This window comes from Polyangium mundeleinium, assembly GCF_028369105.1.
GTDB lineage: Bacteria > Myxococcota_A > Polyangia > Polyangiales > Polyangiaceae > Polyangium > Polyangium mundeleinium.
Map to the genome: position 1 here is coordinate 5,196,319 of NZ_JAQNDO010000001.1, position 21,076 is coordinate 5,217,394.

The following is a 21,076-nucleotide window of genomic DNA, read 5'->3' on the forward strand; positions in this document are numbered from 1 at the left end:
TTCCACGCCGTGTGCGCGTCAGATCACCGTCGTTGCCACGGCGATCCCGGCCGCGATCGAGCCGAGGCCGGCGAGTGCTTGCAGGCGCGGGCCGAGGGAAGGGGCGACGCGGGTGAGCGAGCGCATCGGCCAGGCCACGAGTGCGGCGATGAGCGCCATGCCGACCACCGACGCGAGCCCGAAGACGCCCACGAAGACCAGCGCCGCCGTGCGCGCCTGCATCGTGCTCGCGACGAGCAGCGTGAGCGCCGCCGTCCCCGAGGCGCCGTGCACGAGCCCGACCAGCAGGGGCCGCTTGACCGTCTTCGGAGGCGTGTTGTCCTCCGCGCTGTCCTCCGTGGGCTTCTGCCGGCGCGACACGAGCGCGCCGATCCCGAGCCCGACCAGCATCACGGCGACGGCGACGTCGAGGGCGAGGGCGATCGAGGGGGGAACAGTCGCACCGGAGGCCACGAGCGCGCCGCCGGCGAGGACCATCACGGCCCCGTGCCCGAGCCCCCACAGCGCACCGGACCAGGCCGCCCGCGCGACTGTCCCGCCGCGCGCCACGAAGGTGCACACGGCTGCGACGTGATCTGCCTCGAAGGCATGCTTGAGCCCGAGACCAAGGCCGAGGACGCTCGCCGCCACGACGGACATGGCCCGCACCGTAGCACAGCGCATACCGGCTGTGTCACGCGTGTTGGGCGCGGATCACCAGGGCGGCCGACCCGAGGGCGGAGGCGGGGGCGGTTTGGCTGGGAACGACAGCCCGCAGTCCTCGCAGACGACCGCAATGTCGAGTCCGTCGAGGAAGGGGTTGTTCCGTCGCCGTACAGGCATCGCCCGGCCGCCGCAACGCGGGCAGCGATCGACCGGCGACAGGTCCGCTGCCGCCTGCGCGACGGAGATCTGGGGAGGCGGAGGCGAAGAAGCAGACCCCACGGATCGCGAGGATCGCACGAAGCGACCGCATGCGGAATCAGCCGGCGGCGGGTTTTTCTTGCTTTGCGAGGCCGGAAGAGACGGGGTCCTCCGCGAGCGCGGCTTCGAGATCGGACACGTGGGCGATGTCTTCGACGCGCGGGACGGAAAGTTCGAGCCCGCGCGAAAGGATCTCGTGAGAGCCGAGCGCGAGATCACGCACGGCGGGCGCGCGGCCGACGAGCTCTTCGATCGACGTGACGCCGTGGTCGCGGATCCCGCACGGCACGATCATCCCGAACGAAGGGAGGTCCACGGACAGGTTCAATGCGAAGCCGTGCATCGTGACCCAGCGCGAGAGGCGCACGCCGATCGCGCCGAGCTTCGCGATCTCGCTGGCCCAGGGCGCGCCTGCCCACTCCGCGGGTTTGGCGCGATCGGCCCACACGCCGATGAGCCCGTCGACGACGCCCGACTCGACCCCGAGCTCGCGCGCGAGCAGGATCATCACCTCCGCGAGGGAACGGACGTAGCGGCGAACGTCGCATCGATCCGGCTTGAGATCGAGGATCGGGTAACACACGAGTTGTCCGGGCCCGTGGTAGGTCACGTCGCCGCCGCGGCCCGTCTGGACGAGATCGACGCCGCGCTCGGCGAGCAGCTCCTGGCCGAGCAGCACGTTGCCCGCGTCGGCGGCGCGGCCGAGCGTGACGACGGGCTCGTGCTCGACGAGCAGGATCAGGTCCTCGATGTGCCCGTCCGCGCGGAGCGAGACGAGGTGCTCCTGCAGCGCGTGGATCGGCTCGTAGCGCCGTCGACCGAGGAAATACGCCTTCGCCTGTCGCGCGCCCATTACTCCGGTACCTTGTCTCCGGCGCTGCGCCGCTCGTCGCGGTAGCCCTCGATGTTGTCCGTGAAGTTCGCGGCGACCTCGGGATCGAACTGCGAGCCGGAGCAGCGCTCGATCTCGGCCACGGCGACCTCGTGCGGCAGCGCGCGGCGATAGGATCTGTCACTCGTCATGGCGTCGTACGTGTCGGCCACGGCGATGATGCGCGCGATGATCGGGATCTCGTTGCCCTTCAGCTTGAGCGGATACCCGCGCCCGTCCCACCGCTCGTGGTGCAGGTGCACGCCCGGGATGAGCGGGTGCAAGAACTTGATGGGATCGAGGATGTCGCGCCCGAAGACCGGGTGCTTCTTGAAGACCTCGTACTCGTCCTGCGTGAGCTTGCCGGGCTTGTTGAGGTTCAGGACGCAGCCGATCTTGCCGATGTCGTGCATGAGCGCGCTCTGCCGGACGATCTCGACCTCGTACGCGGACAGGCCGAGCTGCCTCGCGAGGAAGACGGCGTAGAACGCGACGCGATCCGAGTGGCCCGAGGTGTAGCGATCCATCTTGTCGATCGCCTTCGCGAGGCCCTGGATCGTCTGCTGGAACGTGGCCTGCAGATCCTGGTAGAGGCGCGCGTTCTCGATCGCGGCGGCGGCGCGCGAGGCGATGATGCTGAGGAGCTTCCGTTGCCCCTCCTCGAAGCGGCGGCCCTTCGAGAACGAGCCGAGCGCGATGAAGCCCATGAACCGCTGGCCGATGCGCAGCGGCACCGCGACGAGCGAGTAAAGCGGCACCTCGGGCGGCGCCGAGAAGAACTTGAGCCCGCGCGGCCCTTGTTCGAGCAGCGTCGTCTCCGCGCGCAGGTGCGCGGCGATCTTGTCGTGATCGAGCACGCCGATCGCCGCGTCCTCGGGCAGCGTCGATCCGCGGATGTGTTGCCGCTCGAAGAGCCCGCCCTCACCGTCGTCGAGCCACGTCGACACGAGATCGCTGCGCACCTCCGAGAGGCAACTCTCGGCCACGGTCTCGAGCACCTGATCGAGCGAGAGGCTCGCCTGGATGGCCTCGCTGACTTTGTACAGGCCGAGCGCCTCGCGCAGGCGCAGGTTCTCCGCCGCCATGCGCTGCTTCTCGAGGCCGCGTTGCACGACGTGGATCACCTCGTCGAGCTTGAAGGGCTTGAGCACGTAGTCGTACGCGCCGCGCTTCATCGCGTCGATCGCGGTCTCGACCGTGCCGAACCCCGTCATGATCACGGTCAGCGCGTCGGGCGCGGTCTTGCCGATCTCGTCGAGCAGCGCGATGCCGCCCATCTTCGGCATCTTCAGGTCGCTGATGATGAGGTCGTAGTGCGACTTCGTGAGCTCCCCGAGTGCGACGGAGCCATCCTCCGCGGTGCGGACGATGTAGCCTTCCATGCCCAGGAAATCCGCCAGCATGTCGCGGATGACCTTCTCGTCGTCGACCACGAGGATACGCGGGCGCTCTTCCGTGAGTTGAGACGGCACGGGCCGAGCCTACCAGATGTCTTGCAACTTTTCGGGCGAGATGAACCGCGCCGTCAGTCGTCGTCGGAGACGATCGCGTGGCGGATCGTGCGGGGCGACTCGTCGAGCTCGGGGACGTGCTCGGTCGGCGCCTCCGTGATGGTCGGCGAAGGGAGGCCGCCGGGCGGCGCGTACGAGGGCGGCTGCGCGTAGGAGGTCGGCGAGGCGTACGACGGCGGCGACGCGAACGAGTCGGGCGACGCGTACGACATCGGCTCGGCGAGCGAGTCCGGCGGATACGAAGGCGGCGGCGGCGAGAGATCGGTCGGCATCGGGCCGATCGCGGGCTGCGAGCCGCCGCGATCGAGCGGCCGTGGCGGCGGCAGGGGCGCGCTCGCCGGTTCGCCGGGGAGCATCGACGAGGCCCGGTTCTCGCCGAGCGCGTGCTTCTGCTCGAGGAACTTGATCACGGACGAGCCCGTCGCGCGCTCGAGCGACGCGCGCAGATCCCCCGGCAGCGTCGACTCGATGAGCAGCTTCGCGCCCGTGCGTGGATGCACGATCTCGATGCGGATGAGGTGCACGAACGAGCGATCGAGGCCGTGCTTCTCCTCGAAGTAGCGGTTTGTCGGCACGTGGCCGTACCGCTCGTCGCCGAGCACCGGGTGCCCGATCGCCGCGAGGTGGCGGCGGATCTGGTGCGGCCTGTGCCCGTCGGGGATCACGCGCAGGATCGAGTGACCCGAGGCCACGGCGAGGCGACGGTAGCGCGTCCGCGCCATGTAGCTGCGGCCGCCCTCGCGCAGGTCGCGCGCGATGGCGCCCTTCGTCGGCGTGACGCCCTTCGCGGCGACGAGGTAGATGAGCCGACCGCTCGTGGCGAGCGCCGTCGTCCAGAGCTGCCGCGCCACCTCGTTCCGCGCGAAGATGCAGAGGCCGCTCGTGCCGGTGTCGAGCTTGTTCACCACCTTGAGGTTCGACACGCCGGGCAAGCGCAGACAGCGCTGCATCAGCGAGCCGAGGTACTCCGGCTGGTTCTCGACCGGCTCGTGCGGGCCCTTCTCGACCACGATGACGTCGTCGTCCTCGTAGATCACGCGCGGCTGCGCAGGCGGCGCGCGCTTGAGCACCGCGACCGTCTCGACCTCTTCCGTGAGGGGGATCATGTCAATCGGGATGAGTTCGCTCGACGTGTAGCCGAGCCGGCTGAAGTGATCGAGGTCGCGCGCGAGCGTATCGGGATCACACGAGACGTAGATGCAGAGCGGCGCGCCGAGGCGGGCGATGGCCTCGCGCGCCGCGGGTGAAACCCCGCGTCGCGGCGGGTTCATCACCACGGCGTCGAACTTCTCGTTGTTCGCGAGCAGCGAGTTCACCACGTCGGCCGCGTCGCCGACGCGCGCGTCGAGCTTGCCGAGCCCTTGCGCTTCGGCCGCCGAGCGCGCGTTCTGCACCGCCGGCGCGAACGACTCCACCATCGTCACGATGTTCTTCGCGTGCGACAGCGCGATCGAGATCGCGCCCGAGCCGCCGTAGAGATCGAGCACCTTCGGCTGCCGCCGGTTCGTGCCCGTCTCGTCGATCAGGAGCTGCATGTCGAGCGAGGCGATCTCGCGCGTGATGAGCGCGTGCACGCGCGACGCCTGGCCGCGGTGCACCTGCACGAACGAACCAAACGAGGCCACGTGGTACGTCGGCCCGATGCGATCCTCGGCGTGCGGCACGCCGTCGAGCACCATCGTCTCCGGCCCGAGGATCTGCGGCGCGTCCGCCTCGTGCAGGTTCGCCGCGATCCCCACGACGCGCGGCAAGAGCGCCCGGAGCGCGCGCCCCGCCTCCTTGAGCTCCTCGCGGGAGGGGACACGATCACGTTGCAGCACGAACGTGAGCAGCACGCCGACGCGGTTGCCTTGTGCGGTCGTCGTCGTCTCGGGCAGCGACGTCGTGCCGGGCATGTGCACCTCGCGCAGATCGATCGCGCGGAGCACACCACCGCCGTGCGGATCGTACGGCAAGAGCAGCCCGCGGGCCTCGGGCGGCGGCGACGTGATGAGCCCGCGCAGGATCGTCGTCACCTCGGCGAGCGCGGGCGCGAGCACGCGACAGTTCGGGATGTCGATCACGTCGTGGTTGCCGGAGCGACCGTAGAGCCCGATCCCGCCCGTCGGCGACACGATGAGCTTCGCGCGGCCGCGGTAGCCCACGATCTGGTCGCCGGGCACGACCTGGCGCGTGTACAGAAGCTCGAGCGCCGGGTAGTGCACGATCGCGCTCACCACGCGCGCGCGCTTCGTCGTGAGCTGCTGGGCGTAATCCATCCCGATGAGCGGACAGCCGCCGCATTGCTCGGCGTGCACGCACTCGATCATGGTCGACGGGATCTCGCCGGCTCGTAGGGTCCGACGCGTGGGATTCGAAAGAATACCCCGCCCGGTACCTGCGGCCCCGGGGGTGCCATCGGGACCATTCGGCCCGTTTTTCCCTGCGCCTGGGTCCATCAGCGGTAGATTACAAGCGTCGCTCGGGGACGTCGAAGCAGGAAAAGTCGCGGCCCATCGTTTTCTTCTTCGAGCGGGGAATCTCACCACCGGCCGGTCGGGGCCGGACCCGGGGTCGGCCTCGGCAACCGCCGGACGAGGGCGGTGGTAACTTTGTCGGCACGCGCTGCTCGGGGCCGCGTAGGATGCCGACCGGCGAGGGTTCTAGCCGCCCGCGCGATCGACCGAGCCATGCCGAAGAGGCGTCCCAGCGCCGCAGGTCGCGACCGACGAACAGGCCCGGATCGTCCTGGGCCAACGTGGATCCGCCGCCTCCTCGGGGTGGGTCTCGCCGCCGCCGCGGGGAGTTTCGCCGCGCCCGCGCGCGCCGCGCCCGGGGATGCGCAGGCGCAGAAGGGGATCGCGCTCGCCCGGAAGGGGGAGTGCGGGGACGCCGTCCCGCTGCTCGAAGAGGCCGAGGGCCTCCGCCACCGGCCCGAGACCGCGGTCGCGCTCGCGAGCTGTTACGAGATGGCGGCCGAGCTCCTCCAGGCGAGCGCCCTCTACGGCGTCGTCGCCGAGGAGCCGCCCGATCGGACCCACACCCGCGGCGACCGCGCGGCCATCCAGATGGCCAAGCGCAAGCTGCGCGAGATCGAGGACCGCATCCCCACGCTCACCTTCGTGATCCCCAAAGGCTACGAGGGCGTCGTCGTCACGATCGACGGCGAGCCCCTCGAACAGCCGACCGAGCCGCAGAAGGTCGATCCCGGCGACGAGCTCGCGGTCGTGATGAAGGCCAAGGGCCGCAAGGAGCGCAAGGAGACGATCACCCTCGAAGAGCGCGAGCGCCGCGTCGTCACGCTCGACCTCGCGCCGCTCGGATCCTCCGCCACGCCCGGGCCCGTGGTCCCTTCGAAGGAGCCACGCCTCTGGCTCGGCGCGGCGTACCGCGGCTACGTCATCCCGCGTTTCGCCATGAACATCTTCGGCGACGGCGGCCGCACCGTGATCGCGCCGGGCGGCGCGGTGAGCCTCGTTCGCCCCTCGGGCAACCTCGACATCACGTTCACCCTCGGGTACGCGGCCTTCTTCCTGCCGCCCACGCCCTTCAAGCCGCGCGGCACGCCCGACACCGAGTACGAGATCGTCTCTGCCGATCTCTCCTCCCTCCAGGCGTCGTTCGAGCTCGTATGGAATGTCCCGCTCGATCGCCAGCAGCGCGTCCGCTTCCGCATCGGCGGGGGCCTCGGCGTCGGCTACACCTTCCTCGGCGGCCTCTACCGCACGCAGGCGTATCCGCCCGGCTTTTTGCCCGCGGATCCGTACACGTACCGTCCTTGCACGGCGCCGAACGATCCGCCGGGCAGCTTCCGGTACTGCAACCAGCTCGACAAGGACGTCGACCATTACGGCGGGTACGAAGAGCCGAGCTGGTTCTCCGGCGGCGTGCGGCCCCTCGTCTACCCGTGGGTCGTCTTGCCCCTGCTCGGCCTCTCGTTCCGTCCCACGCCGCGCGTCTCGATCGATCTCGACGTCGCGCCGACCCTCTCGGGGATCCTCACCGGCCTCGGCGTGCGCTTCGGGCTCTGATCCTTCGAGCCCCAACGAACCCGAGCGCCACGAGCGCGAGCGTCGCGTGTCCCGCCTCGTTCGCGCCCGGCCCGCGTCCCACGCTGCAGTCGCCCTCCGTCTGCTTCGCCGCGCATTCCGGCGAGAAGCCGTGGCGGGGCAGGGGATTGCAGCGCGCCGTGTCGACCAGCTCCTCCGCGGGCGGATACGCCTCGCAGATCGCCGCGATGTCGTCCGCCGCGAGCGTGCGCGGCAGCAGGCTACCCGACGTGTAGTTCGGCCACATCGTCGCGTTCGCGTCCTCGGCATGCGCGAGCCCGAGGAAGTGCCCGGCTTCGTGCGTCATCACGGAGAGCAGATCGGTCTGCACCTCCTCGAGGTTGTCCGACGTCGTGAACGGGAAGCCGTGCGTGTTGACCTCGATGTCCGCGTCGTAGATCTCGCCCGTCCGCGTATCGAACGTCACGGTCGTCAGCGCGATGTTGTGCGGCCCATCCGGGTGTGTCCACGTCGCGTCGCGGAACACCACCATGTTCGCGTTGCCTGCGTTCGAGTTGTACTCGACGCGGTTGCACAAGATGGGCCCGAGGTTCTGCACGTGGATGTTCGGCGGGCCGGGCAGCGCCGTCTCGCAGACCGGCTGCTCCCACGCCCGGAACGACTCCTCGACGACCGCCACGGCCAGCGGGTACGGCACCTCCTCGGAGGCCTCCACCTGCAGGCTCACGCCCACGCAAGGCCGCTTCCAGAGGAGCGGCTTGCAGGCCGGATCGTCCCACGGCGGCGGCCCGCAGAGCTGGCCCTCGGCGCACGTCGAGGCGCGGCAATAAGCGTATGCGTCCGAAGCGGCGCTCATCACGAGCGCCATCCCGATCGCGACGGCGAAGCGAGGCGTCGAGCGCATGGAGGCACCTCCCGCGCTCAGGGGGCGAGCTCGATCGTCCTACCGAGCTTGCGCGAAAGCACGGCCTGCACGGTCGCCCAGAACTCGGCGCCGTCCTTCGAGGCGTGCCAGCTCGCGCCGCCGGCGCGCGGGTCGAAGTGCCAGGCGTTCCGCTCGGCGGCCATCCAGATTTGCCGCGCCGCGCGGTGGCTGTTGATGACGTACCGCGTTCCGTCCTGGAACTCGACCGTGAGGACCCCCATCTGCAGATCCACCTCGATCCCGTCCAGGTCGCCGAGCGCCCGTTCGAGCTTGCGCAGCGTGTCGTCCGCGGCCCGTTCGAAGTCCCGTTCCGAGATGCCCTCGGTGCTCATGGGTCGAACCTACCTCGGCCCAAGGCGACCGCCAAGCCGCCGCGCCCCGCTTTCGTTTGGCGTCCGGATTGACTAGGATGGCGTGCCACCCGAGGACGCCGCGCGCATGCCGGAGAAGAAGAAGATCACCCCCGGCCTGGTCATTGCCGGCCGGTATAGTGTGATCCGGGAGATCGGCCGCGGCGCGGTCGGCTCCGTGCACCTCGTGCAGCACGTCCACACGGACGAACAGTTTGCCCTCAAACTGCTGCACGACCCGGCCGCGGCGAGCCCCGAAAAGATCGCCCGCTTCCGCGTGGAAGCGCGCGCGCCGGCGCGGATCGACAGCGACCACGTGGTGCGTATCACGGACGCCGACGTCGCGCCCGAGCTCAACGGCGCGCCCTTCTTCGTGATGGAGTACCTGCGCGGCCGCGACCTCGGCGCCGAGCTCGACATGCGCGGCCCGCTCCCCGCCCCCGAGGTCGTGCTCTACATGCGCCAGGCTGCACGCGCGCTCGACAAGGCGCACGCCCTCGGCATCGTCCATCGCGATCTCAAGCCGGAAAATCTCATCCTGATCGAGCGCGACGACGGCGTCCCTTGCATCAAGCTCGTCGACTTCGGCATCGCCAAGCTCACGGGGGACGCAGCAACGATCGCGCAGATCGTCTCGCGCACGCAGACCGGCCGCATCTTCGGCACGCCGCTCTTCATGTCGCCCGAGCAAGCCACAGGCCGCGTCTCGCTCGTCGGCGCCGCGACGGACGTGTGGGCCCTCGGCCTCGTCGCGAACCGTCTCCTCACCGGCCGTGATCACTTCGAGTCCGACACCGTCGCCGAGCTCATCGGCAAGATCGCATACGACCCCATCCGTCCCCCGAGCGAGCTCGGGACCGTGCTCGGGCCGGCCTACGACGCCTGGTTCCTCCGCTGCTGCCACCGCGAGATCGGAAAGCGCTTCCGCTCGGCAGGCGAGGCCGTCACCGCACTCGCCGCAGCGCTCGGCGTCGAGGAGGGCGACGCGCTCATCGACGCCGTCATCTCCTCACGACGCGCGCTCGGCGGCATGGCGTACAGCGAGACCATGCGCGCGCCGCCCTCGTCGGGGCGTGACTCCATCGACATCCTCCTCGACGCCCTCGAGTCCAAGGGCCCGCCCGCTCCATCCGTGCCCGCGAGCACGGGCGCATTCCCCGCAATCAAGCCACCGCCCGTCCCCAAGCTCCCCGCCACGCTCTCGGATCCCGAGCTGCCCGCGCACCTGCGCCCGCCCCCGAGCACGACCGCCGTCACGACCTCCGCCGACGTCGTGGCGCGGCCGACCCTCGACATCCCACCCGCACCTCGCGCCTCGCGCGGCGCGCTCTTCGTCGGCCTCGCCATCGCTGCGGCGCTCGCGGCGGGCCTCGTGATCGGCCTCGGCTTCGTCGGATCGAGCAGCACCGACGACCCCCGCGCCACGACGAGCGCCGCGCCCGCAGCCTCGGGCCTCCCGTCGTCTGCCCGCGCAGGCGTCACGCCCCCGCCTTCGCCCTCTCGATCGACCGTCCTTCCGGCCTCCTCGGTCGCGCCAGCCCCCTCCGCCTCGGCCGCGCCCAGCGTCCTTCCTCGGGGCACCGTGCCCCGCAAGGATCCACTCTCCGGTCGTCATTAGTCGCGGTTTGGGTTGGGACGTCGCGCCGGGGCGCTGCCCCGGTCCCCGCGGGGGCTGTTCGCCCCTCGACCCGAACCAGGCACGGCCTGGACCGAGGGTGGAAGAACTGCGCGGTGCGCAGTTCTTCCAGCGGGCCCGTGGCAAGACCATGGAGGTGGGTCTCAAGCGGGCGGCGTGCACGGCGTGCGCGATGAGCGGAGGGGGTCGACACGAAGCGACCCCCTCGGTGCACGATGACCAGCAGGGGTCGACACGAAGCGACCCCCTCGGTGCACGATGACCAGCGGGGGTCGACACGAAGCGACCCCCTCGGCGTAGGATGACCAGCGGGTGTCGACGCGAAGCGACCGCCGCGGTGCACGAGGACCGGCGGGTGTCGACACGAAGCGACCGCCGCGGTGCACGAGGACCGGCGGGTGTCGACACGAAGCGACCGCCGTGGTGCACGAGGACCGGCGGGTGTCGACACGAGGCGACCCTCTCGGGAGCGATCTTCCAAGCATCGAACCGGCCCATGCTCTAGGACTCGTTTCCGTTGAGCACCGATCGCCTCGTCACCCTCCTCGTCGTCGCTGGCTACCTCCTCGCGCTGATCCTCGCCGGCGCCTACGTCACCCGGCGATCGAAGGGCTTTTCCGATTACGTCACAGGCGGCGGCAAGATCCCCGCGTGGATGCTTGCCCTCTCCTTCATGGCGAACTTCGTCAGTTCGAACTCCTTCGTCGGCCATGCGGGCAAGAGCTTCGAGGTCGGCCTCGGCTGGTGTGTCGTCGGCGGCTTCCTCGTCGTCGCCTGCGTGCTCTCCTTCCACCTCTTCGCCCCGCGCTTCGCCGAATTCGCCCGGACGAACGGCGCCCTCACGCTCCCGGACTTTTTCGAACGCCGCTTCGGATCCCGCCCCCTCGCGGTCTTCGTCCAGTGGATCGTCGTGGTCACGACCCTGCTGTACGTCCTCGCCGTCTTGCGAGGCACGGCCCTCGTCGTCGCGTCGGGCCTCGGCCTCTCGTATTCCGCGGCCCTGCTCGTCGTGTACTTCGTCACGATCGTCTATTGCCTGCTCGGCGGCTTATGGGCGGATGTGCTCACGGACGTCGTGCAATCGGTCGTCCTCCTCGGCGGCGCGGTCCTGCTCTTCGTCGCGGTCCTCTCCGCCTCGCCCGAGCCCTCGGCGCCCGCGCCTCCGCCGATTCGCCCCCTCTCCATCGCGCAGCTCGTCGCCGTTGGCCTCTCGGGCGCGGTAAAACTCGTCGCCGACCCCAAGCAGGTCATGGTCTTTTATGCCTTCGGCGACGGCGCGCAGGCCCGCCGCTTCCGGCACTTCGCGCCCCTCCTGCTCCTCCTCGTCCTCGGCTGCCTCTTCCCCGTCGGCTACTTCGCGCGCTCGCTCGTCCCCTTCGTGCGTGACGTCGACGAGGTCGTCCCTCGCCTCGTCTTCGAGCGGGGCCTCCTCGGCGCGGCCTTTGGCCCCATCTTCCTCGTCGCGCTCCTCGCGGCCTCGATGTCCTCGCTCGACTCCGCTTTGCTCGTCGTCGCCTCGTGCCTCGAAAAACACGTCGTCGCGCCGCTCGTCCGACGCGAGCCGAGCGAGCGCCGCACCCGCGTGATCCTCTTCCTCGTCGCGACCCTCGTCCTCCTCCTCTCCTTCCGCCCCCTCGGCGACATCGTCTCCCTCTCGACCCTCGCGGGCGCCCTCCTCGGCGCCTCGCTCCTGCCCCTCCTTTGTGTGGGCCTCTTCGGCCCGCCGATTCCCCCGCGTGTCGCGCTCGTCTCCCTCACGCTCGGCCTCGTGGGAGCCCTCGCCGGCAAGTTCGGTCCGGGAGCGTTCGGCCTCCGTTCGCCCTGGCTCCAGGACATTTTCGTCGGCCTCCTCCTCGCGACCTTGCCCCTCGCCGTCCATTGGGTCCGTCGCCCCCGCGTCTCCGCTTCCGTTCCCGGCTGATGGGCCCTCCGGCCGCGACGCATGGACGCGTCGCGTGGACGAAGCCCCCTTTTTCGCGGACGTAGAGCACGCGCGGAAATGCGAGAAAAGCCGCAGAACCGCCGTGGAGTTTCCATTTTTTGCGGGTCAGACTCTTCCCCGGAACACCTGACTTCTTTCTGGGGGGCTTACATGGACACGAATCGAGCATTCGTGGCGGGTGCCGTGCTCGTGGCATGGGGTGCGCTCGCCGCGTGTCATGGCTCGGATAGGATCGAACAGAGAACGGGCCCCGGGGGTGCGTCGGAGGAGATCACCACGAGCACCGGCGGCAGCGTCGGCGCCGCGACCGTGGGACCTGGCGGAGCCGGTGAAATGGGCGGCGCGGGAGGCGAAACGAGCGGAACCGGCGCGGGCGGCTCCATCGGTGAAGGTGGAAGCGGAAGCGCCGGCGGAGGCGGAAGCGGAAGCGCCGGCGGAAGCGGAGGCGTCGCCGCCGGCGGAGGCGGAGGCGCTGGCGGAATCGATCCCACCGGCGGCGGCGGTTTCGGCAGCGCATCGGCCGGCTGCTCTGCCGATCTCGACTGCAATGACTTCATCGACTGCACCCACGACAAATGCGTCGCCGGCGAATGCAACCATGGTCCGGACAGCGCGAAGTGCGCCGACGAAAAGATTTGCAACGGCGTGGAGACCTGCGACCCGCAGCTCGGCTGCACCAGCGGCGCGCCCGTGAATTGCGATGACGGCATCCCCTGCACCTACGACCTCTGCCACGACCCGACCGGCACCTGCGTCCATTACCCGCAGGACAACCTCTGCGACGACGGCACCTTCTGCGACGGCGTCGAGGTCTGCGATCCGCTCCAGGGCTGCATCGAGGGCACGCCCGTCACGTGCAATGACGGCATCCCCTGCACCAACGACGTCTGCGACGAGCTGCTCGACACCTGCAAAGGCATCCCGGACCCTTCCCTCTGCCCCTGCAACCAGACCTGCGATCCGAGCCAGGGCGGCTGCGGCGACTTCTGCAAGGTCGCGACCTGCCAGGGCGAGGTCTACGCCTGCGGGGATTGCGTCGACAACGACGGCGACTGCAAGACCGACACGGCCGACGAACAATGCCTCGACCCCTGCGACGACACCGAGCAATGACGGCGCCGCGCCCCGCCGCTTGCGCAACCTGATCGAACGGCCTTGCGCGATCTGTGCAAGGGCCTCTTGCGCAGATCGCGCGCCGTGAAACCCACTCCGCTCATGATCGCCTTCGTTTCTCGCGAGAATGCCCTCCGCGCCCGTGTGGCACGGTCGCTGCTCTTCGGGCCGTCGAGCCCGCGGGGCGGGCTCGAGGGAGGTCCACGTGAGACGGCCGAATCGAGTATTTCTCCTCTGCGCGCCGGCCCTCGCCACGGCGATCGTCTGCTTCGGCAGCGATGCGCTCGCGCAGGGCGGTGCCACCGTGCAGGGCAAGGTCCTCAATGCCGCGACGAACCAGCCGGTCCCGGACGTCGTCGTCACGGCCACCTCGCCCGCGCTCCAGGGCGAGGAAATCGCCGTGACCGACAGGGCAGGCAATTACCGCATTCCGAGCTTGCCGCCAGGCGACTCGTACGTCATTCGCGCCGACGGCGGCAGCGGCTTCCGGCCTTTTGCCTCCAAGCCCTTCACGCTCCGCGCGGGCGGCACGGCGCTCGTCCAGATCCAGATCCTGCCCGAGACCATCGATTCCGGCATCGTGATCCTCGTGGAAGCCACGCCGCCCGTGATCGATTACACGACCGGCGTCAAGACCAGCGTCGGCCCCGAGTTCACCCGGCGCGTCCCGACGAACCCGCCCACCGGCAAAGGCGGCGCGACCCGCTCCTTCGAGGGCCTCGCCACCATCGCCCCCGGCACCTTCACGGACACCTACGGCGTCTCCGTCAATGGCACGACCTCCCCGGAGAACGGCTTCGTCATCGACGGCCTCTCCGCGAACGACGCCGCGTTCGGCATCCTCGGCACGCCGCTCTCCAGCGAGTTCGTCCGCGAGGTCAACGTCATCACGGCCGGCTATTTGCCCGAATATGGCCGCTCGATCGGCGGCGTCATGGATGTCGTCACGAAGAGCGGCTCGAACGCGTTCCACGGCTCCTTCTTCAGCGCCATCACGCCCGGCGCGCTCGAGGGCGAGCGCACCCGGATTCCACGCGCGGGAAGCACCATCCAGACGAACCCGAGCCTCGCGACCATCCAGGACATCGGCTTCGAGCTCGGCGGCCCCCTTCTGCGTGATCGACTCTGGTTCTTCACCGGCATGAGCCTCGCGATCCAGAAGACGCGCCTCGAGCGCACGCTGAACAAGCTCCTCTACGTCGAAAACCCGGACGGCACGCCCGCCGTGGACTCCATGGGGAACCCCATTCCGATCCGCGATTCCGAGACCGGGTTTCAGCAGACCTCGCTCCTGCCGGGGACGAAGACCACCCAGTACGCCACGAGCCGGACGTACCAGTACATCGGAAAGCTCACGTTCAAGGCCAACCAGGACCACAACATCTCGCTCTCGGTCTTCGGCGTGCCGCAGACCTCCGGCGGCAGCGGCGATTATCCGTTCAACCTCCAGACCGGCGGCTCCGCGCCGAACCTGCAAGGGCCGTACTCGGCGTTCGGCGGGATCAACGAATCGTTCTCGAACAACGTCGTCCTGAAGACCTCCTCGTCCTTCAAGGACAAAAAGTACCTGCTCGATACGACGATCGGCTGGGTCTACGGTTCGGTCACCCAGGCCGCCGCCGACGGCAGCGGCGTCGCCGACATCGGCTCGCCGGGCACCATGGCGGGGATCCCGAACGTCGGGTGGCGCAGGTCCTCGGGCGGACGGTATCCGATCACCGAATTCGAGAACCTCCCGGCGGCCGCGCGCGAGGCGTGCGCGCCCGGCGGCAGCCAGGAGATCGCCGCGCTCTATTGCCCCGTCGTCAACTACGCCACGGGCGGCCCCGGCCTTTTGCGCGAGGCTTCTCAGAACCGCATCCAGGGCCGGGCCATCTTCACCGCGATCGGCAGCCTCCTCGGCCAGCACATCCTCAAGGCCGGCATTGATTTCGAGGCCCTCGATTACACCAGCGCCCGCGGCGTGAGCGGCGGCAATGCGTTCCGCGAGACCCCCGACGGCGCCTTTTTCCTCGACGCCCGCCGTTTCGGCTTCATGGAAGGCCCCGACCGCCCCGTCTTCTTGAACTCGTTCTCCACCACCTCGCGCTCCTATACCGTGGGCGGGTTCGTCCAGGATAGCTGGAACATCCTCGAGCGTGTCACGCTGAACCTCGGCGTCCGTTACGACGCGCAGGTCGTCACGGGCAATGACGGCCGCATTGGCATGACGCTCCCGAACCAGTGGTCGCCCCGCGTCGGCGTCATCTGGGATCCGACCCGAAAAGGCCGGGCCAAGATCTTCGGCAATTTCGCGCGGTTTTACCAGGCCATCACCCTGAACCTCGTCGACCGCTCCTTCCCCGGCGAGCTCCAGGTCTACTCCCTGCGCGGATCCAACGTCTGCGATCCGCGGGATCCCGCGCAGGTCCGCGGCGCTTGTGACGATCCGCAGAACCTCACCACGATCACCGGAAACACCGATCCCACCCGGAAATTCGGCGCCACCGGCTCCGACCGTGTCCCGTCGATCCGGACATCAAGCCTCAGTCCTCCGACCAGCTCGTCCTCGGCGGCGAATACGAAATCTTCACCGGCGCGCGCATCGGCGGCGCGTACACCCACCAAACGCTCAACCATGCCGTCGAGGACATGAGCCGGGACGAGGCGAACACCTACTTCATCGGAAACCCCGGCCACGGCATCGCCAAGGACTTCCCCGAGGCCGTCCGCGATTACGACTCCTTCATGATCTTCTTCGAGAAGGCATTCGCGAATCGCTGGCTCGCGCAGGCGAGCTACACCGCGGCGTACCTGCGTGGCAACCTCGCCGGCCTCTTCCGGCCCGAGACGCAGCAGCTCGATCCGAACATCAACTCCGATTTCGATCTCATTTCGCTCCTGCCGAACCGCAATGGCCCGCTCCCCGGCGACCGCACCCACTCCATCAAGGTCTTCGGCGCCAAGGAGTTCATCCTGCCGGGCAACGTCAGCATCAGCGTCGGCGGCAGCTACACCGCCCGCTCGGGCACGCCCATCAACGTCCTCGGCGCGCACCCGCAATACCTCACGGGCGAGGTCTTCATCTTGCCGCGCGGCGAAGGCGGCAGGACGCCGTGGGTCCATTCGATCGACACGAACGTCACGGCCGGCTTCCAGCTCGGCAAGGACAAGAGCGTGACCTTCGGCGTCGACATCTTCAACATCTTCAACTTCCAGGCCGTGACCGGCGTCGATTCGAATTACACGTTCGCCGACGTCCGCCCCATTGCCGGCGGCACCATGGACGACCTCCCGGCGGCGAAGGGCAAGCTCGTGTACTGGGACGGCAAGCCCTTCGACGACGTCGACAAGAACCCCAATTTCGGCAACCCCAACGGATTCCAGCTCCCGAGGCAGGTCCGCTTCAACGCGCGGGTCACCTTCTGAGCGCGCTGACGAGGAGACGAACCATGAAGAAACGTCATTCCTTCCTCGCCGTCGCGGCCCTCGGCCTCGGCCTCGGCTCGTTCGGCGGCGCCTCGTGCTCGCAGCCCCCGATCCAGTGCGTCGTCGGGCACGGGCCGTTCATCGCGAAATACACGCTCGTCTCGGGCACGGGCTCATGCGCCGACCTCGTCGGCGAGGAGATCGGCGTCTCCACGTTCCTCGCGCCCAACGAAGATCGGACCCTCGCCGATTACGACAAGCGCAGCATCGCCGTCCAGTCCGACACGTTCGGCGGCCTCGTCCGGGAGCGCGAGGGGCTCGGGGCAGGGGAGGATGACATCCCTTATGCGCTCGGTGCGTACACGACGAACCCCGACGAGAAGGATCTCTGTTTTGCCGGGGGCGCGGCCGGCACCGCCGCGCTCGCGGCCGCCGAGCTCGATCTCCCGCAGGCCGAGATCATGGACGCCATGGGAAACCCCGTCACGTTGCCCGCCAAACGGCTCCGACAGACCTGGGAGAACCTCTCCGTGTACGTGACCGCCGCCGCGCCGGGCACGCAGATGGTCGGCACGATGACGTACGAGGACCTCATGGAGGGCTGCTCGGCGACGTACACCTTCGTCGCGCTCTTCCCGGCGGTCCATTGCGCGAAGGCGGACGCCGACGGCAAGCCCACGGACGAGCCGGACGACGCGCTCTGCGCTACAAAAGGGAATGCCGCCGAGGGCGTCCAGCCCTCCGGGATCAACCCCGATTACCGCGTGAAATGTGATCCCACGCTGCTCTATTGTGTCCTCGACGAGACCCCGCGCGCCGCGCCCTGATCCTCAAGCGCCCGCAGAGGCCTCGAACGGCCCCACCGTCCGCACCGCGGGCGCTCGCTCCCGCGCCTCCCGCGCGGCCGGCTCTTCGAGATCACGGCTCTCGGCGAGCGCGTAGATCGCCACGATCTCCGACAGATCGAACCTCCGGTCCTGCGGCGGGTTGAGCAGCACCTCCAGCCGCTCCCGCGCGCGCTCGTCCACCGTCCGCCGCTCGATCGCGATCGGAATCACCTGCCGCGGCGCGAGCGCCTCCCGCAGCTCGTCGAACCGCACCGCGCCCTTCGCCTCCGCCGCGTGGTCCCCCGGCTCCAGCCGCACGATCTCCTGCCCGTACTCGCCGAGGATCTCGTCGTAAAGCGCGGTCACGCCGGGCACGAACGCGCTGTGCACCATGAAGTAGTTCTTGATCCGGTCGGTGCTCACGAGCGAGAGCCGCAGCCTGTCCGCCGACGCGAACCCGCATTTCTTCGCGTCCACGAGCCTCCGCGCGTGCTCGCCCTTCTGCACCGAGGCGAACTCCGCGAGCACGTGCAGCCGCTCGCCCCGCGCGAGCTCGCCGCGCTCGAGCGCCGCCACGAACCGGAGCAGCCGCAGCGTCGTCCGCGCGTCCCGATCCACTGCGTCGGGCTCGCTCAGGAAGATCACCGCGCCCACGGGCCCGCCCTTCTTCGCGCACGCCACCGCGAACGACGCGAGATCGTGCCCGCGTTGCGTGTACACGGTCACCCGCCCGCCGTGCTCCAGCGGCATCGTCACGCCCTCGCGCCCCGGCGGCGGCACGTCCCGCTCGATGCCGATGCCGAGCGACGCGAGGCGCGCCGCGAGCGGCATCCGCTCGTCGCCGCGCTCGCCGAGCACGAGCGTCGCGTCCACGCCGGGCATGAACCGCGCGAGCTCTTGCACCATCGACGGCAGCGCCGGGCTGTACCCCACGACGAGCACGCGCGAGAGCAGCCCCCGCGCCATGTGCGTGTCCTCGGCCCACGTGCGGACCTCGGGCCGCGGCGCCTCCGGTGGATCCGCCCGCGTGATCCCGCGCCCCATCACGAGATCCCGCCCGTACCTGCGCAGCGGCGCGTACGTCGCCGTGACCCCGATGATCCCGCGCAGCAGCTTCGTCGAGATCTGCCCCGCGCGCGCGCCGAGCTTCCACGCGCCCGAGCCCACCTCCGGATCACGCAGCGGGTTCAGCCATTGCTCCAGGTTCGCCACGGGCACGAGCCCGCGTGTCCGCCGCGGCATCGTCTCCCCCAGGAAAACCCCGGTGAGCAGCACGCCGCGCTCCTCGTACGCCGCCCGCGCGAGCCGTTCGAAAGGAACAAAGCCGTCCTCGCCGCCGAGCGCCTCGATCGCCTCCGCCTCGCCGGGCTCCACGAACATGTGCGTGTAGAACTCCGACCCGTCGGCCGTCATGAGGTCCGTGTACAGCGCCTCGACCCCCGGCGTGACGAGGTGCTGGCAGAGAAAAAGACCGAGGAAACGCGGCATGTCGAGCGGGAACGTATGAGGTCCACCGATCGCCATCACGAGCGCGCGGTTCTCGCTCTCCACCACCTCGACGAAGACCTGCGCGTCGTGGTTCTGCGCGCGGAACGACGCGAGCGTCATCGTCGTCACCGCGTCTGCGTCGGGCCCCGCGTCCGCGCGGGACAGCAGGATCGCGCGTTTCGCCGTCGCCGCGGACACCCGCGCGAGCGCGTCCGGATCCCAGCCGTCGCCCTCGCGGTACATCACCCACCGCATCATCGGCTCGTAGAGGTACCCGGGCGGATTCTCCGTGGTCCCGAGCAGCGCCATCCGCGGCAGGGCGTGCCGGCGCGGCATCGCCCCGCGCCCGAGCAGCCATTGCAGGATCTCCACCGGCCGGAAGAAGCTCCGCAGGATCCGGTTCCGCTCGTAGAGCCGCGCGAACTCCCGCACGAGCATCTCCGCCTCGTGCACCGGCCCGATCACCAGCGAGTGCTCGTCGTAATCGACCGTGCGCCGCCGCTCGGCCCGCACCACCTGATCGACGATGTTCGAGCCGATGCCGATGATGAACGACACCACGAACACGCCCACGATCGTGAGCCCCAGCGAGAGCACCGCGATCGGCGCCGGCACCCGGATCGACCCGACCAGGTTGTCCGCGCTCTCGAGCTGCCGGAACGCCCACCACACCCGATCGAAAAAATCAGCGTCGGCCCCGATCCCCTCGCCCGTGTAATCGTAGCGGATCGCCAGGTGATCCAGCACCACGGCCGCGCCGAACGCGAGCGACCAGACCGCGACCGTCACGAGCCCGAACTGCTGGAGCTGCTCGCGCCGCGTCACGATCGAGTACACGTCGGCCGCGAGCTCGCGGGCGAACCGCAAGAGGAGCAAGAGCCGCGCGAGCCGGAGCGAGAGCAGCGGCGCCACGTACCGGGGATCGCCGATCTGCTCGAAGGGCACGAAGCTCAGGAGCGCGAGCAGATCGACGACGAGGAAAAACCATTCGAAGCGCTTGATCTCCTCGCGGGGGCGGCGCAGGGCGATCCAGCGCAGCGCGAGCTCGATCGTGAAGACCACGAGGAAGACGGGCCGGAGCGCGTTCTCCAGCCGGGGCAGGGGCAGGAGCGAGACGAGGATGCAGATCGCGAGCGCGATCTTGACCGGACGTTTGTCGAGCAGCGCGGCGACGCGGCGGGGGAGGCTCGGTGCCCGAGGGGCCATCACGCCCGAGCATAGACCCCCGGACGGCCGTGTTTCCAGCGGCCTTCGCGCGCCTCCGTCACGACGAGAGCAACGCTTCGCTCGTCGCTTCGAGTTTCTCCCCCGTCGCCTCCACGACCTCGAGCGCCCGCACGTCCTCGCTCGTCTCCGCCGCGTGCGCCGTGTCCGCGAGCAGGTACGCGCGCCGGAGCGCCGCCACGTGCGCGCCGATGCGTTGATCCACGCGCCGCGCCACCGCCGCGGGCGCGTCCGCGAGCGCGCCCTTTCCACCGGCGCGCGCTCGTTCGAGCCGCGCCCGCGCCTCGCCGAGCCGCACGAGCGCCTTCCAGCTCGCGCGCACCTCGCGCGCCGCCGCCGCGTCGAGCAGCCGTTCGTCCACGTGCCTCCGCAGCGCCGCGCCTTCCCGCAAGGACGCGCCTGCCTCCTCGCCACAATCCTCCGCGAGCCCGTCGAGCGCGTACGCCACGGGATCATCCGCCTCCACGAAGAGCGGCAGCGCCGCGAGCACGGCCGCGACCAGCGACGCGACCACGCGGATCGCCAAGGAGCCGCTCCCGTACGCCGCCGTGAGCGTCCCCGCGAGCGCGCCCGCGACGAGCGCGCCGCCCACGTGCACGAGCCGCGCCGTCCCGGCCTTCACCCGGCTCGTCCGCTCCGCGTACGCGAGCGCCACGAGCGCCGCGCCGGCCGCAGCCGGTGACGCCGGTCCCACGAGCGCCGCCGCGAGCGCGCCGAGCGCCCCGCCTGCCGCGGCGAGCCCCTCGATCGTCGCGCTCGCCGCGAGCGAGAGCAGCACGCCCAGCGCGAGCAGCGCGATCGATCCGGTGACGAGCCCGAGCCGGCCCGCGAAGGGCCACAAACCAAACGCCGCCGCGGCGGCCACGAGGAGGGCGAGCTTTCGCATGAT

The 21,076-nt window shown here is 69.8% G+C and carries 15 protein-coding genes; 7 read left to right on the forward strand and 8 right to left on the reverse strand.

Annotation, left to right across the window (positions count from 1 at the left end; all coding sequences use genetic code 11):
* Nucleotides 1–18: 18 nt before the first annotated feature.
* From POL67_RS20745 to POL67_RS20760, 4 genes are all read right to left on the reverse strand, one after another.
* Entirely contained in the window at nt 19–639 is a 621-nt protein-coding gene (locus tag POL67_RS20745) for a hypothetical protein (RefSeq protein WP_271919633.1), read from the reverse strand.
* Between the two features lie 322 nt (nt 640–961).
* Nucleotides 962–1,756 carry a lipoyl(octanoyl) transferase LipB gene (lipB, locus tag POL67_RS20750; RefSeq protein WP_271919635.1) on the reverse strand — a complete coding sequence of 265 codons (795 nt, stop codon included), beginning with the start codon at nt 1,754–1,756 and terminating at the stop codon, nt 962–964.
* A complete protein-coding gene (locus POL67_RS20755) occupies nt 1,756–3,246 on the reverse strand; it encodes an HD domain-containing phosphohydrolase (RefSeq protein ID WP_271919637.1) in 1,491 nt (496 codons plus the stop codon). The genes lipB and POL67_RS20755 overlap by 1 nt, the downstream gene beginning before the upstream one ends.
* A 53-nt stretch (nt 3,247–3,299) precedes the next feature.
* Nucleotides 3,300–5,594, reverse strand: a complete 2,295-nt coding sequence (locus POL67_RS20760) for a pseudouridine synthase (RefSeq protein ID WP_271919639.1) — start codon at nt 5,592–5,594, stop codon at nt 3,300–3,302.
* Nucleotides 5,595–6,044: 450 nt separating this feature from the next.
* Between POL67_RS20760 and POL67_RS20765 the strand changes: the two genes are divergently transcribed.
* On the forward strand, nt 6,045–7,295 hold the full coding sequence (locus tag POL67_RS20765; RefSeq protein WP_271919641.1) for a hypothetical protein: 1,251 nt from the start codon (nt 6,045–6,047) through the stop codon (nt 7,293–7,295).
* Here the strand turns inward: POL67_RS20765 and POL67_RS20770 are convergent.
* The gene (locus tag POL67_RS20770; protein ID WP_271919643.1) at nt 7,264–8,178 is read right to left on the reverse strand and encodes a matrixin family metalloprotease; all 915 of its coding nucleotides are present in this window, start codon (nt 8,176–8,178) and stop codon (nt 7,264–7,266) included. The genes POL67_RS20765 and POL67_RS20770 overlap by 32 nt on opposite strands.
* 17 nt (nt 8,179–8,195) lie before the next feature.
* Nucleotides 8,196–8,531: an iron donor protein CyaY gene (cyaY, locus tag POL67_RS20775; protein ID WP_271919645.1), complete on the reverse strand. Its 336-nt coding sequence runs from the start codon at nt 8,529–8,531 to the stop codon at nt 8,196–8,198.
* Between the two features lie 82 nt (nt 8,532–8,613).
* Between cyaY and POL67_RS20780 the strand changes: the two genes are divergently transcribed.
* From POL67_RS20780 to POL67_RS20805, 6 genes are all read left to right on the forward strand, one after another.
* On the forward strand, nt 8,614–10,167 hold the full coding sequence (locus tag POL67_RS20780; RefSeq protein ID WP_271919647.1) for a serine/threonine protein kinase: 1,554 nt from the start codon (nt 8,614–8,616) through the stop codon (nt 10,165–10,167).
* Between the two features lie 535 nt (nt 10,168–10,702).
* Nucleotides 10,703–12,106, forward strand: a complete 1,404-nt coding sequence (locus tag POL67_RS20785; RefSeq protein ID WP_271919649.1) for a sodium:solute symporter family protein — start codon at nt 10,703–10,705, stop codon at nt 12,104–12,106.
* 171 nt (nt 12,107–12,277) lie between these two features.
* Nucleotides 12,278–13,240, forward strand: a complete 963-nt coding sequence (locus tag POL67_RS20790) for a hypothetical protein (RefSeq protein WP_271919651.1) — start codon at nt 12,278–12,280, stop codon at nt 13,238–13,240.
* 205 nt (nt 13,241–13,445) lie between these two features.
* Nucleotides 13,446–15,875: a TonB-dependent receptor gene (locus POL67_RS20795; RefSeq protein ID WP_271919653.1), complete on the forward strand. Its 2,430-nt coding sequence runs from the start codon at nt 13,446–13,448 to the stop codon at nt 15,873–15,875.
* Entirely contained in the window at nt 15,872–16,648 is a 777-nt protein-coding gene (locus POL67_RS20800) for a hypothetical protein (RefSeq protein ID WP_271919655.1), read from the forward strand. Before POL67_RS20795 ends, POL67_RS20800 begins: the two co-directional genes overlap by 4 nt.
* Nucleotides 16,649–16,671: 23 nt before the next feature.
* A complete protein-coding gene (locus POL67_RS20805) occupies nt 16,672–17,475 on the forward strand; it encodes a hypothetical protein (protein ID WP_271919657.1) in 804 nt (267 codons plus the stop codon).
* A gap of 3 nt (nt 17,476–17,478) precedes the next feature.
* Here the strand turns inward: POL67_RS20805 and POL67_RS20810 are convergent, their stop codons facing one another.
* Together POL67_RS20810 and POL67_RS20815 are read right to left on the reverse strand one after the other, a co-directional pair.
* Complete coding sequence (locus tag POL67_RS20810) at nt 17,479–20,169, reverse strand: ion transporter (RefSeq protein WP_271919660.1); 2,691 nt, start codon at nt 20,167–20,169, stop codon at nt 17,479–17,481.
* A gap of 58 nt (nt 20,170–20,227) precedes the next feature.
* Nucleotides 20,228–21,073, reverse strand: a complete 846-nt coding sequence (locus POL67_RS20815) for a hypothetical protein (RefSeq protein WP_271919662.1) — start codon at nt 21,071–21,073, stop codon at nt 20,228–20,230.
* Nucleotides 21,074–21,076 lie beyond the last annotated feature (3 nt).

What these genes read in the sequence shown, in the direction of transcription:
- POL67_RS20745 (WP_271919633.1), bottom strand. Translation starts at nt 639, where the DNA reads ATGTCCGTCGTGGCGGCGAGCGTCCTCGGCCTTGGTCTCGGGCTCAAG.
- lipB (WP_271919635.1), bottom strand. Translation starts at nt 1,756, where the DNA reads ATGGGCGCGCGACAGGCGAAGGCGTATTTCCTCGGTCGACGGCGCTAC.
- POL67_RS20760 (WP_271919639.1), bottom strand. Translation starts at nt 5,594, where the DNA reads ATGATCGAGTGCGTGCACGCCGAGCAATGCGGCGGCTGTCCGCTCATC.
- POL67_RS20770 (WP_271919643.1), bottom strand. Translation starts at nt 8,178, where the DNA reads ATGCGCTCGACGCCTCGCTTCGCCGTCGCGATCGGGATGGCGCTCGTG.
- cyaY (WP_271919645.1), bottom strand. Translation starts at nt 8,531, where the DNA reads ATGAGCACCGAGGGCATCTCGGAACGGGACTTCGAACGGGCCGCGGAC.
- POL67_RS20790 (WP_271919651.1), top strand. Translation starts at nt 12,278, where the DNA reads ATGGACACGAATCGAGCATTCGTGGCGGGTGCCGTGCTCGTGGCATGG.
- POL67_RS20800 (WP_271919655.1), top strand. Translation starts at nt 15,872, where the DNA reads ATGAGCCGGGACGAGGCGAACACCTACTTCATCGGAAACCCCGGCCAC.
- POL67_RS20805 (WP_271919657.1), top strand. Translation starts at nt 16,672, where the DNA reads ATGAAGAAACGTCATTCCTTCCTCGCCGTCGCGGCCCTCGGCCTCGGC.
- POL67_RS20810 (WP_271919660.1), bottom strand. Translation starts at nt 20,169, where the DNA reads ATGGCCCCTCGGGCACCGAGCCTCCCCCGCCGCGTCGCCGCGCTGCTC.
- POL67_RS20815 (WP_271919662.1), bottom strand. Translation starts at nt 21,073, where the DNA reads ATGCGAAAGCTCGCCCTCCTCGTGGCCGCCGCGGCGGCGTTTGGTTTG.